Consider the following 14233-nt stretch of genomic DNA (forward strand, 5'->3'; position numbering starts at 1 on the left):
GATGAAACTTCATCACCTCAGCTTCGAGGGCATCGGTCCTTTTAAAGACAGGGTTGACATCGACCTTGATGCGCTCAGTGCGAGCGGTGTGTTCCTTCTCGAAGGGGCCACGGGCTCGGGAAAATCGACCATTATCGATGCGATCGTGTTTGCGCTCTACGGTAACGTCGCCGGGGGCGGTTCGAGCGATGCGCGCGTGCGCAGCGACTTCATGCCGAACACGCGTGCGAGCGTCGTGGATCTCTTCTTCGAGGTGCCGCGGGGTATCTACCGCGTGCGTCGCACCCCCGCGTACGATCGGGCGCGCCTTCGAGGCACAGGCGCGCCCGTGCATGAAAACCAGAGCGCGAAACTCTGGAAGCTCGGTTCCCCCGACGCCCTCGCCGAGGCGATCGAAGGCACCGAGCGCGCCGAGGAAATCGAACCGATCGCGAACCGTCCCCACGACGTCGGTTCGGAGATTCGCGAACTTCTCGGCCTTACGCACGCGCAGTTCACGCAAACCGTCGTGCTTCCCCAGGGCGAGTTTGCGCGCTTCCTCAAATGTGACACGAGCGAGCGCAAGGTCGTGCTCGAGCGAATTTTTCAAACCCAGTTTTACGAGCAGATCGAGCAGTCCTTTGGTGAGCTGAGGCGCGAGGTCCAGCGGGACGTCGATTCATCCAAGGCGGAGCTAGGTGCAGCACTCGAGCGCATGCTCGAAGCGGCCTCGGTAAGCGACGAACAACGAGACCATGCGCTCACTGATACCAGGGGTTTTACACCCGCCGGCCTCGAGCGCTCCCTCGACATTGGCAGAGAACTCGAAGATGCAGCCGGCGAAGCCCTCGCTCAAGCCGCGCACGCGCTTACGAAGGCGAAAGCTGCATCGAATGAAGCGGAAGAAGCCGCTAAGGCAGCCTCCGCACATCACGAATTGCTCACTCGCAAGAGCACGCTCGACGCGCACGAAAAGAAACGTGCAGCGCTCGACGAAGCAGTGCGGGAGGCGAGCGAGAATCTCGCTTCCCACGAGCGTGCCGAGAGGCCGTTCTATGCCCACGAGCACGAAAAGAGTGCGGCTGAAGCGCTACGCGACACTGCCCTGGCGCTGCCAGAGGCCGAGCGTAGGGATCCTTCGCGATGGGATGCGCTCTTCACGAAAGAAAGCGAGCAGGGCGAAGCCGCACTTCGCACGGCAGCCGCGCTCGCGGGACTAGAAAAAGAGGAGGCTGCGCTCCCGAGGTACGCGGCGGAAGCAAAAGGTGCCAAGCAGAAGGAAGAGCAGGCCACAAACGAGCTGAAAGAGAAAGCGGCCCTTCTCGAGGAACGTCCGGCGGCACGCGAGAAGCTCACGGCGAAGCTTCGCGAGGCTGGTGAGAGGGCTTCGACTCTCGCTGCGCTCAAAGAAAAGCGAGAGATCCACGCCGCACGTGAGCGCACCGCCGCGGAAGCGCGTGAGAGCCTCGCGACCCACCGATCGCACATGCAGCGTGAGCGCGACGCACTCGCGGCTCTCAAGCGTGCGAGTGAGGAAGAATCGCTCCTTCGCCGTAAGAGGATCGACGCGATCGCCTTTGAGCTCGCCGCAAACCTCGAACAAGGCGAGGCGTGCCCCGTGTGCGGCGCGTGCGAGCATCCTGCCCCGGCACATACCGACGATGAGCTCGTGAGCGAGGAGCGCATCACGAAGGCCGAGCATGCGCGAATCGCGGCGGAGCAGCGTCTGAGCGAAGCGCGCTCGGCAGCGGCGGCCACGAAGGCACTCCATATCGATGCGCTCGAACGCGCGTGGGGCGAGAGCGTCGAGGGTGATCTCGCTCGGTTCCAGGAGGGTCTGCCCGCGCTGATCGAACGCCTCACAAACGAAGGCGCGGCCCTCGCGCTCGAAGAACATGCCGCTCGTGAAGCCGAGGGCGCGCGTGAAAGCCTGAGCACCGAGATTTCGCAATTCGATGAGCGCACGCGCGCACTTGAGAGAGAGGCGCAAGAAAGCACAGTCACCGCGGAACGTGCGGCCCTCGAAGCTCGGCACCTTGCCAAAAATCTTGCGGAGACCCGCGCGGCGATCGCCGCCGAACTCAAGAAACACGAAGGCGCCCATGAAACTCTCGCGTCGCTGCGCTCCTCGCTCCTCTCCAAGGGGGAGGGCGCTCGCGCGCACGCACGCCGCCTCGAGAAAGCTCTCGACGCGCAAAATGCGCACACACAAGCGAAAGCTCGCCTCGCCGAAGCGCTCGAAGCGAGCGGCCTCGAGAGCGTCGAGGACGTGGCGCGGGCGCGTCTCGAACCCGCACAAAAGCAGGCGCTTGAGGGAATCGTGCGCGAGTACGCCTCGCTTACGGCACTCATTGAGGAAGCCCGCAAGGATGAGCGCCTTAGGGACATCGAGGCGAGTGAGGAGGCACGCCAAGCGGCGGCGGAGGCCCTCGACGTCACCGCTAAGCATGTGCGCGATGCGCGCGAGGCCCACACCGAAGCCGCGGGAGAGCACGCGACGCGAGCGAAGGTGCTTGAGCGGGTCAAGCACGCGCGTACGGACTTCATGACTCGCGCCGCAGCGCACGAGAAACGTTCTGCACGCCAAAGCGAGGTGCTGCACCTCGCGAACATCGCGACGGGAAACTCGGGTGACACTCGAGCCCGGCTCACGCTTTCGACCTTCGCGGTCATGCGCCGCTTCGAAAAAGTCATCGAGGCCGCAAACGCGCGCCTTTCGGCCCTTTCCGGCGGAATCTACGAAATCCGCCTCGAGCGTCCCGAGAAAGCTGGTCGCAAACAGGTTGGGCTCGACCTGGAAATATTCGATCTTCGCAACGACTCGTTCCGCTCGCCCTCAACCCTCTCGGGAGGCGAAACGTTCTATGTTTCCCTCGCTCTTGCCCTCGGTCTCGCCGACATCGTGAGCGGGGAAAACGGCGGCGTACAGATGAACACCCTCTTCATCGACGAAGGGTTCGGCACGCTTGACCAGGAAAAGCTCGAGGAGGTGATCACTGAGATTCGGGCGCTCGCTTCCCACGGTCGCACGGTTGGGATCATCTCCCACGTCGCGGAACTCAAAACGCAAATCGCGGAAAAGATCCACGTGGAAAGAAAGTCTGACGGTACTTCGCGTATCACCGTGAGTACGGGGCCCGCGAGGATTACGCAATTCTCCTAAACTGAAGTTTCTACTCGCGACGAGCACCCTGACCTTTGACCGCCACGCACCGAGGAGAGCACAGTGCCCGTGGACATCATCGTCACCATCATCGCCGCGCTTTGCTTCGCGGTGGGCATCACGGGCATCGTGCTGCCTGTGCTTCCCGGTTCCTTCCTGATCCTCGTGGGGATGCTTGTGTGGGCCATCGGGATCGGCGGTTGGACGGGCTGGATCGCGTTCGCGCTCGTCGCGCTCTTCTCGATCGCGGGTATGACCAGTAGCTACGTGCTTACAGGCCGTAAACTCAAGCAGAGCGAAGTGCCCACGTGGGCGATCTTCGTCGCGATCGGATGTGCGGTCCTCGGGCTTTTCCTTATCCCCGGCCCGGGCTTGCTCATCGGCTTCATTCTCGGTTTTTTCCTCGTGGAGCTGAGCCGTAAGCGTGAATTTCAGGAGGCGCTCAATTCGACGCTCTCAACCATGAAAACCCTCGGGATTGGCATTCTCGTGGAGCTCTTGCTTGCGATGGCGAGCGGAACCGTGTTCATCGTTGCGCTTGGCATTCATCTCTTCTCGAGGGCGGGCTAACTCTCATGAAGGCGAGCGCAGTGAAGGCCCGGCAGGTGTCGGAATCCCGCCCAAACCCTGTGGATGCACGCGAGGCCGCAAAGCTGTGGCCGGGCCTGAAGCGGCTTTTCCGCCTCACGTGGATGGCGAAGCAGTACTTCCTCGTCGCGATCGCGGGCGGTATTTGCTACGCGCTCTTGCAGATCCTTACGAGCTCCCTCATCGGCGAGGCCACCGAAAAGGCGATCGTGCCGAGCTTCGCGCAAGGCAAGGTCGTTGTGGGCGCAACCTGGACTCTCGCGGCAGCGCTCGTGGGTGTCGCGGTCTTGCGCGCCGCGACGATCGTGGGGCGCCGTGCCTTCACCTCCTTTGGGATGTATGAGCTGCACTGGCAGTTCCGCACGAAACTCCTTCGAGTCTTCTCCCAAACCCCGCTCCAGTGGCACCGCAATCGCTCGACCGGCACGCTGCTCTCCGCCGTGTATGCCGATACGGAAGCCGCCGTTCAAGCGATCATCTCGTGGGCCTATGCCCTCTCGACGGGCGTCATGGTCATCTACGTGACCGTCATGGTTGCCCTCATCGACTGGGTCATGTTGAGCGTCCTTGTGCTTGTGTTTGGCCTGCTCATTGGGCTCAACCTCGTGTTCCAAACGATGATCACTCCCGTGGTCATCCGCATGCAAGAGCTGCGCGCGGAGGTTTCCGACATCGCCCATGAGAGCTTTGACGGTGGCAACGTCGTCAAGGCGCTCGGGCGCGAAGACGACGAGGACGAGCGTTTCGGAACCGCCTCGGAGGAGCTGCGCGATGTCGGCATCAAGTTCGGGTACTTGCGTGGCTGGTTCGACCCGCTCATCGATGCCCTCCCCAATATCGGGATCATTCTTTTCGCGCTCCTCGGTGCGTGGCGCATGAGCGAAGGGCACCTGACAACAGGCGAGCTCGTGCAAGTCTCGTACCTCTTCACGCTCATGGCGGTACCGATTCGTTCCTTTGGTTGGGTTCTCGGGAATCTCTCGCGTACGGTCGTGGGCACCGATCGCGTTGAAGCGATCGTGAACACCGAAACCGATCAGCACCGCGGAACTGATGAGGTTGAGAAAATCGCCGCCCCCGCGCGCCTCGTATTCGAGAACGTGAGCCTCGAATACGACGACGAGGCCGGGCGCGCAAGCTCGAGTGACCCAGCGCTTCACGACGTGAGCTTCGCGGCGGATCCGGAAGAGGGCTCGCGGGTTCTCGCCGTTGTGGGATCGACAGGCAGTGGGAAGTCGACCCTCACGCTGCTCGCGTCGCGCTTGCTCGACCCCACGAAAGGGAGAATTCTCCTCGACGGCCACGACATGCAGGCGCTTTCCACCGAATCGCTCCACAGCTCCGTTGCGCTCGCCCTCCAGCAGGCATTCATCTTCGATGAATCTGTGCGGGAAAACATTGCGCTCGGCGGGACCTTCACTGATGAACAGATTTGGCGGGCCCTCGAGATCGCGCAGGCTCGCGAGTTCGTGGAAGGTCTCGGCGAGGGGCTCGAGACCGTGCTCGGTGAGCGAGGCGGCTCCCTCTCGGGAGGGCAACGCCAGCGTCTCGCTCTCGCGCGTGCCCTCGTACGAGAGCCGCGCCTGCTCATCCTCGACGACGCGACCTCGGCGTGCGACCCCGCGATCGAGGCGGCGATCCTACATGGCATTCGCACACACATGACAAGCTCGACCCTGCTCGTCGTGGCCTATAGAAAATCGACGATCTCGATTGCCGATCGCGTCGTGTTCATGAGCGGCGGGACCGTCAAAGGAATCGGCACGCACGAAGAACTCAGTGCGAGCGATCCCGAATACTCGTCGCTCGTGAACGCCTACGATGAGGCGGCGATTGCCCACAATCTTCTCGAAACGGACAACGGCCCGAGGCGCGGGGGAGGCCACTACAACATGGGCACGAAGACCGATGCCGATCGCGAGGCCCGCCTCGCGAACGAAAAGCGCGCAACGACGGGCACCATTCCCGCGGTCGATCCCTACCAGCTCGGGGAGAGCACGGGACTCGAAACCGGGCAGATCCCCGCCCTGAGTGAAGACGATTTGCGCGAAGATGATGGGGGAGGTGCGACATGAGTAGCTCGAGCCTCACGCGGAAAGCGACGAACGAAAGTTCGCTTTCGATCATCAAACGCGGCTTCTCCATCACTCCCGAGATCAAGAACGGCCTGTGGTTCACGATCCTCCTTGCGGTGCTCGCCACCGTCGGAAAAATCGTGGTACCTATTGCTGTCCAGTCAGTGATCGACGATGGCATTCTCGCCAAAGGCGAGCCGGATTTCGGGCTCATCGGCCTCATCTCGGGCGTTTCGATCCTTGTTCTCACCCTCACGATGATCGCGAACATCTGGATGAACAGGCGCCTCTTTAGAGCTTCGGAAACGGCCCTAGCGGTGCTGCGCACGCGCGCCTTTCGCCACATTCACGACCTCTCCCTCCTCACCCAGGGCACCGAGAAGCGCGGATCGCTCGTCTCGCGCGTGACGAGTGATATTGACACGGTCGCGCAGTTCATTTCGTTTGGCGGAATCACCCTCGTGATACAGGCGCTGCAGCTTGTGCTCGCGACCGCCGTCATGCTCGTGTACTCGCCCGTGCTGTGCCTGCTCGTGTGGATCTGCTACCTTCCTGCGCTGTTCCTCATTCGCACGCTCACCGCGATGATCCGCACGCGCTTCCAAAGGATCCGCGCCCGCACGGGCGACATGCTTGGAACGATCTCCGAATCTCTCGTAGGGGCTGCGACGCTGCGGGCCTACGGCGTTCAAGAGCGCAGCGAGAAGAAGAGCCTCAAGGCCGTGAGGGACGTGCGCGATGCAAGCTTCGCAGTGCAGACCCCGCAAGCGGGAACGATGGTGCTTTCCGAAATGGGCGACGGCATCACGACCGCCGCCGTGATCGTCGCGGGCATTTACCTCGGCACGGGGTTCGATATCCTCACGGCAGGCCAGCTCGTCGCATTCCTCTTCCTTATTTCGCTGTTCTCGGCGCCCGTGCGCATGCTCATTGAAATGCTCAATGAAGCGCAGAACGCGGTCGCTGGATGGGGGCGTGTGCTCGGCGTTCTCGACACGCCCGCCGACGTTGCCGATCCCGGTGGCAAAATCGACCCGTTCACGGGGGAGCGTACCGCCCCTGTCGAGGGCGCGCGGCCCATCCCCGCGGGGCCCATTGGATTCACGGTGCGGAACGTCCGCTACACCTACCCGAATGGGCCCGAGGTTCTCCACGGCCTTACTCTTGATATCCCCGCGCGCTCGCACGTGGCGATCGTTGGTGAAACCGGCTCTGGCAAAACAACCTTCGTCAAGCTCCTCACGCGCATGATGGACCCGACCTCAGGTGAAATCTTCGCGGGCGGCGTCCCCGTGCACAAGGTGCCGTTCTCGTCGCTTCGCTCCCGAGTCGTTCTCGTTCCGCAAGAGGGTTTCCTTTTCGATTCGACCGTGCGGCACAACCTCGCGTTCGGAAGGCCCGACGCTACCGACGCCGACATCGAACGTGCGCTTGATGAGCTGGGCCACGGCCACTGGCTCGAGACGCTTCCCGCGGGTCTCGATACGAGCGTTGGCCAGCGAGGCGAAGCACTCAGTGCGGGGGAGCGCCAGCTCGTGTCCCTCGCGCGCGCCTATCTCATGGATCCCGACGTGATCGTTCTCGACGAAGCAACCTCGGCAGTTGATCCAGCCGCCGATGTGCGCCTCCAGGCCGCCATCGAAGGTCTTTCGCGCGGCCGCACGACCATCACGATCGCGCACCGTCTCTCGACGGCGGAGCGTGCAGATTCGATCATCGTTCTCGACAAAGGCCGCCTCGCCGAGCACGGTACCCACGACGAGATCGTTGGCCTCGAAAACGGCATCTACGCGCGCTTGCACCACTCGTGGGTCGCGCACCGCAATGCGAAGCGGTAGCGCACCGCTAGGGTGAGCACTCGTGAACACTGACGACAGGCGCCGCAGCTCCGGGCCGATTCCGAACATCTCGCGCCGCGATGAGCCGAGGTATGGTTCGCGGGAGCGCAAGGAAGAACTCGCGAAGGGATTTTTAGGCGCGGGTGTCGGCTACGACGAATTGCGACCGGGATACCCCAAAGGGGCGCTCGACGTGATGCTGGCAGCCGTCGGAACCGCCGCACGCCCCCGGGTCGTTGACCTAGGGGCCGGAACCGGGAAGCTCTCGCTCGCTCTCGCTGAGCGAGGCTGTCGCGTCACTGCGCTCGATGCGAGCGAGACCATGCTCGAGGTGGCGCGGGAGAAGGCCGCGGAAATCGGAGTAGGGGAGCGGCTCGAGGCGCGCGTGGCGCCTGCTGAGGCCACGGGCCTCGAGACACAAAGTGCGGATATCGTGACCGCCGCGCAAGCGTGGCATTGGTTCGAGCGAGATGCGGTGAGCGCCGAAGCGGCAAGAATCCTCGCGCCAGGGGGAGTGCTCGCACTCGTGTGGAACACGCTCGATGTGAGCATCCCCTGGGTGCACCGGTATTCGCGGATCGCCCACGCGGGCGACGTGCAGCGCGAGGGATTTCTCCCCGACGTGGGTGAGGGGCTCGAGCTCGTCGAGCGGCACGTCGAGCACTGGTTGGATGCGCGCCCCACGTGGGATTTCGTGCGCCTCGCGAGCACGCGCAGCTATTACCTCACGGCTTCGGACAAGACCCGGGCGAAGGTACTCGACAACCTCGATTGGTACCTCCACGAGCACCTCGGACACGAACCCGGCCGGGAAATGGCGATGCCATATCGCACCGACCTCTTCCTCTACCGGATCGAGGGTCGCGAAAAGTCGACCTAGCCGACCGCCATGGAGGTCACGCGCCAGCGGCCCTCAACAAAATGCATCCCCACGGTGAATTTTCCGCTCGAGGCGCCGCGCGTGGCGGGCTCACGGGTAGGGTCGTCAATAAGCTTTGCGGGCGCTTCGTGGAACGTCGCCTCGACCTTCGCGGTTGTCGCATCGCCGTCACTCGCGCCGCCCTTCGTGAGCGTCACCTTCTCATCGCTGAGGGTGATTTCGCCGCCCACGATCCAGCCTCCCGAGGCGTGGAGCTGCTCGGCGTTATCGGCGAAGCGCATGCACTCTTCGCAGGATGGGTCCATGAGTTCGCGCCACGCGGCTGTATCGCCCGTGCCGATCATGTAGGCGTAGACGGCAAAGAGATAGGTCGCTGTTGATTTTGCCCCGGCTTCGCTTTCGTCGTCGATGCCGGGGTAGTCGGCGCGATTCGGCTTCGTCGTATTCGTGGGTGTCGGCTGGCTCGCCGGATCCACCTTTTTGCGGGTGTCTTGCGCGGAATCGGCCACCTGCTGCTCGCCCTGATTGTTCTGCGAGAACTGCCCGAGTCCCACGAGCCCCGCGGGGATGATGAGGGCGAGGGCAAAGATCAAGACGACGATGCGCTGGGTCGTTTTACTCACCGCTCAAGGCTAATACAGCGCTCTCACGCGAGTCAGAATCGGCCGAGGGCGAAGAACCATCTACCGACTATCTCTCGCCGGGCGGTACGCTTGAGTAGTTATCACCGTGGGCGTGGCAGGCGTCGGCCCGCAGGAGCCCAAGCCGGCTGGAAAGGTGCCCCGTGACCCTCCTGAGGCTCTTGTGGCGTTACGCGAAACCGTCGTGGCTCTCACTACTACTCGTTATCGTGTTCCAAGTGTGCGCGCAGCTCGCAGCGCTCTACCTGCCTACGCTCAACGCCGACATCATCGACGATGGCATCGCGAAGGGCGATATCGACGCGATCTGGCGGCTCGCGGGATGGATGCTCCTCGTGAGCCTCGCGAACATTACGGCACTCGTGGCCGCGAACTACTTTTCGGGCCGCGCCTCGATGCGGCTCGCGCGCGATGTGCGCTCCGACGTGTTCGACCGCGTCCAGTCGTACAGCGCGAAAGAGATTAGCCACTTCACTCCGGCGTCGCTCATTACGCGCAACACGAACGACGTGCAGCAGCTTCAGAACCTCGCGTTCTTTGGCCTTCAGTTCCTCGTGTCGGCGCCGATCACGGGTATCGGAGGCGTTGTGCTCGCCCTGAGGCAAGAGGCGCAGCTCGCGTGGCTCATCGCGGTGATGGTGCCGCTCATGCTCGTCGCGATCGGACTGATCGTCTTGCGCGCTGCGCCCCTGTTTCGCGAGATGCAGGAGAGAATTGACGAGCTGAACCTCATTCTCCGCGAGCAGATCACGGGTATTCGCGTGGTGCGGGCGTTCGTGCGTGAGCCGTTCGAGCGCGACCGATTCGAGGTGTCGAATGAGCGCTTTACGCACATCAATCGGCGCGTGGGGCATCTGATTGCGCTCATCAACCCGATCATCATGTTCCTCCTCTCGTCCAGCTCGGTGCTCGTGCTCCTCGTGGCTGCGGGGCCGATCGATCGCGGCGAGATGCAGGTCGGCTCAATCACGGCCTTCATTTCCTACCTCATTCAGATCCTCATCGCGGTCATGATGGCGACGTTCATGACGATGATGATCCCGCGTGCAATGGTCTCCGCCGAGCGCATCACGGAGGTGCTCGAGACGCCGAGCTCGGTTCTTCCGCCCGAGGCGGATGTGGCTGTGCACCCGGGAGACCCGCGCGTGAGTGAGCGCCCCGAGCTCGAATTCGAGAGCGTGACGTTCACGTATCCCGGGGCTGAGCGTCCCGTTCTCGCGGACGTGTCGTTCAAGGCCCACGCGGGACAGACCGTCGCCATCATCGGCGGCACTGGTTCCGGCAAGACGACGCTTCTCGGTGCGATCTCGCGGCAGTTTGATGTCACCGAGGGAGCGGTCAAAGTCAACGGCGTGGACGTGCGCGAAGCGGCGCCCGAACTCCTTCACGGTGCGCTTGGTTACGTGCCGCAACGCCCCTACCTGTTTAGCGGAACGGTCGCCTCGAACGTGAAGTTTGGCCGCCCCGAGGCAAGCGAGAATGACGTGTGGCACGCCCTCACGATCGCGCAGGCTCGCGACTTCGTTGGCGAAATGCCCGAGGGGCTCGAGTCTCCCATCGCGCAGGGCGGCACGAACGTCTCCGGTGGTCAGCGCCAGCGCCTCTCGATCGCGCGTGCGCTCCTCGCAAAGCCGGATATTTACCTGTTCGACGATTCGTTCAGCGCGCTCGACTTGCAGACCGATGCTCGGCTTCGCGCAGCCCTCGCGCCGGAAACCCGAGATGCGCTCGTCGTGATCGTCGCGCAGCGCGTTTCGACCATTACGAGCGCCGATCTAATTCTCGTGCTCGATCACGGGCGCGTCGTTGGCCGCGGCACGCACGAAGAACTCCTCGCGACGAACGAAACGTACCAGGAAATCGTGGCCTCGCAGGGCGCGGCTGAGGAGACCGAGGAAGGGGCGACGCGATGAGCGACGAAAAGAAGCAAAGCGACAGGGGCCTTCGCCCGGGCCAGACGTCCCGCAATTTTGGGCCGTCCCTCAAGAGGCTCCTCGGTGAGCTCATGGCCGAGAAGGCGATGCTCATCGGTGCGATGGCGATCGGCATCATTTCGGTGATCCTGAGCGTGATCGGCCCGAAGATTCTCGGCCGCGCGACCGACATCATCTTCAACGGCGTCATTTCGAAGCGCCTTCCCGCGGGCGTGACGAAGGACCAGGTTGTCGCGGGCATGCGCGCCAACGGCCAGTCGCAGCTCGCGGACATGGTCTCCGGGATGGACCTCAACCCTGGGCATGGCATCGACTTCAGCGCCCTCAATACGGTGCTCCTCACCGTCACGATCCTGTATGTCATCTCGGCGCTTTTCGCGTGGCTGCAAACGCGCATGCTCATGCGCGTGGTCTACCGAAGCGTGTATCGGCTCCGCCGCGAGGTCGAGGAAAAACTTCACCGCGTGCCGCTCAGCTACTTCGATTCGCGTCGCCGCGGCGATCTGCTCTCGCGCGTCACGAACGACGTGGACAACATCCAAAACACGCTCAACAATACGCTCGGCGGCATCATCACGGCGTCCCTCACGGTGCTCGGCACGATCATCATGATGCTCACGATCTCGCCGATTCTCACCCTCGTGGCGCTCATTGTCATCCCGCTCGCGCTCGTGATCACCGCGGTGATCGGCAAGCGCGCGCAGAAGCTCTTCGGTGAGCAGTGGGACGCGACGGGCGACGTGAACTCCGAGGTCGAGGAAGCATTCGCGGGCCACGAGATCGTGTCCGTATTTGGCCGCGAGCGGGACGTGCGCGCACGGTTCGAGGAAAAGAACGCCGAGATGTACAAGGCGAGCTTCGGCGCGCAGTTCGTGAGCTCGCTCATCATGCCCTTCATGATGTTCGCGGGCAACCTGTCGTACGTGGCAGTTGCGCTCGTGGGTGGCCTCAAGGTCATTTCGGGGCAGCTCTCGCTCGGCGATGTGCAGGCGTTTATCCAGTACTCGCGCCAGTTCACGCAGCCAGTTTCGCAACTCGCGTCGATGGCCACGCAGCTCCAGTCGGGCGTCGCCTCGGCCGAGCGTATTTTCGAGTTCCTCGACGCGGAGGAGCAGGTACCTGATTCCGGGAACGTTTCCGCGCTCGCAGGGGAGGGGTCCGACGCTTCCCTTTCCTCAGGCGCTCCGGAGAGCTCGGGTCGTGGCGAGGTGCGCTTTGAGAACGTGCGCTTCTCGTATTCACCCGAGAAGCCGCTCATCTCGGATTTGTCGCTCGTGGCGAGTCCCGGCACAACCGTCGCGATCGTGGGCCCCACAGGTGCGGGAAAAACGACCCTCGTGAACCTCATCATGCGGTTCTACGAAATCGATGGCGGAGCAATCACGATCGATGGCGTGGATACGCGCGAGATGACGCGCGATGAGCTCCGCAACCGCACGGGCATGGTGCTGCAGGATACGTGGCTGTTCAAGGGCACGATCCGCGAGAATATCCGCTACGGGCGTCTCGACGCGACCGATGAGGAGGTGCTCGAGGCCGCGAAGGCAACCCACGTGCACGACTTCGTGCAGCACCTCCCCGAGGGCTATGACACGATCATCGACGACGAAGGCTCGACGGTCTCGGCGGGCGAGAAGCAGCTGCTCACGATCGCGCGTGCGTTCCTTGCGCGCCCTGAGCTGCTCATTCTCGACGAGGCGACCTCGAGCGTGGATACGCGCACCGAGGTGCTCGTGCAGAACGCGATGAATACTCTGCGCGAGGGCCGCACGTCGTTCGTGATCGCGCACCGCCTCTCGACGATTCGGGATGCCGATCTGATTCTCGTGATGGAGCACGGCGACATCGTTGAGCAGGGCAACCACGAGGAACTCCTCGAGGTGGGTGGCGCGTATGCGCGACTCTATCGCTCGCAGTTCGAGGGCGCGAGCAGCGAGATTGCCGACCCTCCTGAGCAGGAGCCGTTGGCCCCTGCTCAGGAAGGCCAGATGTTTTAGTCCTCGTCGGCGGGGTCGGCGAGGATCTCATCGATCCTCGAGATTTCCTCATCGCTGAAGGTCGTTGCCGGAACACTTTGGCCGCCTCGCACGATCGTTTGCGCGGCCGAAATGTTGGCGCGCAGCTGCTGCACGCTCGAGGCTCCCACGATTGCGGAGGTGACGACCCGCTTGCGCAGAACCCACGCGAGGGCCATTTGCGCGAGGCTCTGCCCGCGTGCCTCGGCAACGCGGCTGAGGGCGCGTACCTTGTCGAGGTAGCGGGGATCCTTCGCGACGTCTTCCCCGAGGAACACGTTTTGCGCGGCGCGTGACTTCTCGGGGATGCCCGTGAGGTAGCGGTTCGTGAGGAGTCCCTGCGAGAGCGGGGAGAAGGCGACAACGCCGATGCCGAGCTTTTCGCACACGCCGAGGAGCGAATCTTCCGCGTGCCCGCTCCTGCTCTGCTCGGGCGTACGTGTAAGCATCGAATAGCTCGCTTGATTGACGACGAGCGGAACACCCATCGTGCGCAGCATCGTTGCGGCCTCGCGGGTTTTTTCGGGGGAGTAGTTGGAGATGCCGGCATAAAGCGCCTTGCCGCTCTTGACGGCGCTTGCAAGTGCCCCCATGGATTCTTCGAGGGGGGTCGAATCGTCCTGGCGGTGGTGGTAGAAGATGTCGACGTAGTCGAGGCCGAGGCGTTTCAGTGATTGGTCAAGCGACGCGAGGAGATACTTCCTGCTGCCGCCATCCCCGTAGGGCCCGGGCCACATGCGAAAGCCCGCCTTCGTGGTCACGAGGATTTCGTCGCGGTGGCCTGCGAGGTCCTTGTGGAAGATTTCCCCGAAGATCTCCTCGGCGCTGCCCGCGGGCGGCCCGTAGTTATTGGCGAGGTCGAAGTGGGTGATGCCGTGGTCGAAGGCGTAGTGCACGATCTCGCGTTGGCGCGAGAAATCGGCCTTGGGGCGTTCGCGATTCTCGTGTTCGAAGCCACCCTCGAAGCGTTCGCGCCCGAAGTTGTGCCAAAAACCAAGGGAAATTGGCGGGAGCATGAGCCCCGAGGTTCCAAGGCGGCGGAAGTGCGCGTAACTTGCCTCATCCATGGTTGCGCGGCTCGTGGGGGTGCTCTCGTTCATGGTGGCCTCCTTGCCGAGTG

The 14233-nt window shown here is 63.2% G+C and carries 9 protein-coding genes; 7 read left to right on the forward strand and 2 right to left on the reverse strand.

From position 1 onward, the window contains the following. Position 1: 1 nt before the first annotated feature. The 5 genes from M3B90_RS06435 to M3B90_RS06455 all read left to right on the forward strand — a co-directional run bounded on the left by M3B90_RS06435 (position 2) and on the right by M3B90_RS06455 (position 8523). A complete protein-coding gene (locus M3B90_RS06435) occupies positions 2-3142 on the forward strand; it encodes an SMC family ATPase (protein ID WP_259889195.1) in 3141 nt (1046 codons plus the stop codon). A 69-nt stretch (positions 3143-3211) separates the two neighbouring features. Next, positions 3212-3712 (forward strand): DUF456 domain-containing protein, encoded by a 501-nt coding sequence (locus M3B90_RS06440; RefSeq protein WP_259889196.1) that lies wholly within the window; start codon positions 3212-3214, stop codon positions 3710-3712. 20 nt (positions 3713-3732) lie between these two features. Beyond that, a complete protein-coding gene (locus M3B90_RS06445; protein ID WP_259889197.1) occupies positions 3733-5805 on the forward strand; it encodes an ABC transporter ATP-binding protein in 2073 nt (690 codons plus the stop codon). Next, positions 5802-7643 (forward strand): ABC transporter ATP-binding protein, encoded by a 1842-nt coding sequence (locus M3B90_RS06450; RefSeq protein ID WP_259889198.1) that lies wholly within the window; start codon positions 5802-5804, stop codon positions 7641-7643. Before M3B90_RS06445 ends, M3B90_RS06450 begins: the two co-directional genes overlap by 4 nt. 22 nt (positions 7644-7665) lie before the next feature. After that, entirely contained in the window at positions 7666-8523 is an 858-nt protein-coding gene (locus tag M3B90_RS06455; RefSeq protein WP_259889199.1) for a class I SAM-dependent methyltransferase, read from the forward strand. On the opposite strand, the gene M3B90_RS06460 is transcribed toward M3B90_RS06455, so the two are convergent. Then, positions 8520-9146, reverse strand: a complete 627-nt coding sequence (locus M3B90_RS06460; protein ID WP_259889200.1) for a DUF6318 family protein — start codon at positions 9144-9146, stop codon at positions 8520-8522. The genes M3B90_RS06455 and M3B90_RS06460 overlap by 4 nt on opposite strands. A gap of 161 nt (positions 9147-9307) precedes the next feature. On the opposite strand from M3B90_RS06460, the gene M3B90_RS06465 reads away from it, so the two are divergent. Together M3B90_RS06465 and M3B90_RS06470 are read left to right on the forward strand one after the other, a co-directional pair. Next, a complete protein-coding gene (locus M3B90_RS06465; protein ID WP_259889201.1) occupies positions 9308-11077 on the forward strand; it encodes an ABC transporter ATP-binding protein in 1770 nt (589 codons plus the stop codon). Further along, positions 11074-13095, forward strand: a complete 2022-nt coding sequence (locus M3B90_RS06470) for an ABC transporter ATP-binding protein (protein ID WP_259889202.1) — start codon at positions 11074-11076, stop codon at positions 13093-13095. Before M3B90_RS06465 ends, M3B90_RS06470 begins: the two co-directional genes overlap by 4 nt. On the opposite strand, the gene M3B90_RS06475 is transcribed toward M3B90_RS06470, so the two are convergent. Next, positions 13092-14213: an aldo/keto reductase gene (locus M3B90_RS06475; protein ID WP_259889203.1), complete on the reverse strand. Its 1122-nt coding sequence runs from the start codon at positions 14211-14213 to the stop codon at positions 13092-13094. The genes M3B90_RS06470 and M3B90_RS06475 overlap by 4 nt on opposite strands. Between the last annotated feature and the right edge of the window lie 20 nt (positions 14214-14233).

The organism is Dermabacter sp. p3-SID358 (assembly GCF_025147465.1).
Lineage (GTDB): Bacteria > Actinomycetota > Actinomycetes > Actinomycetales > Dermabacteraceae > Dermabacter.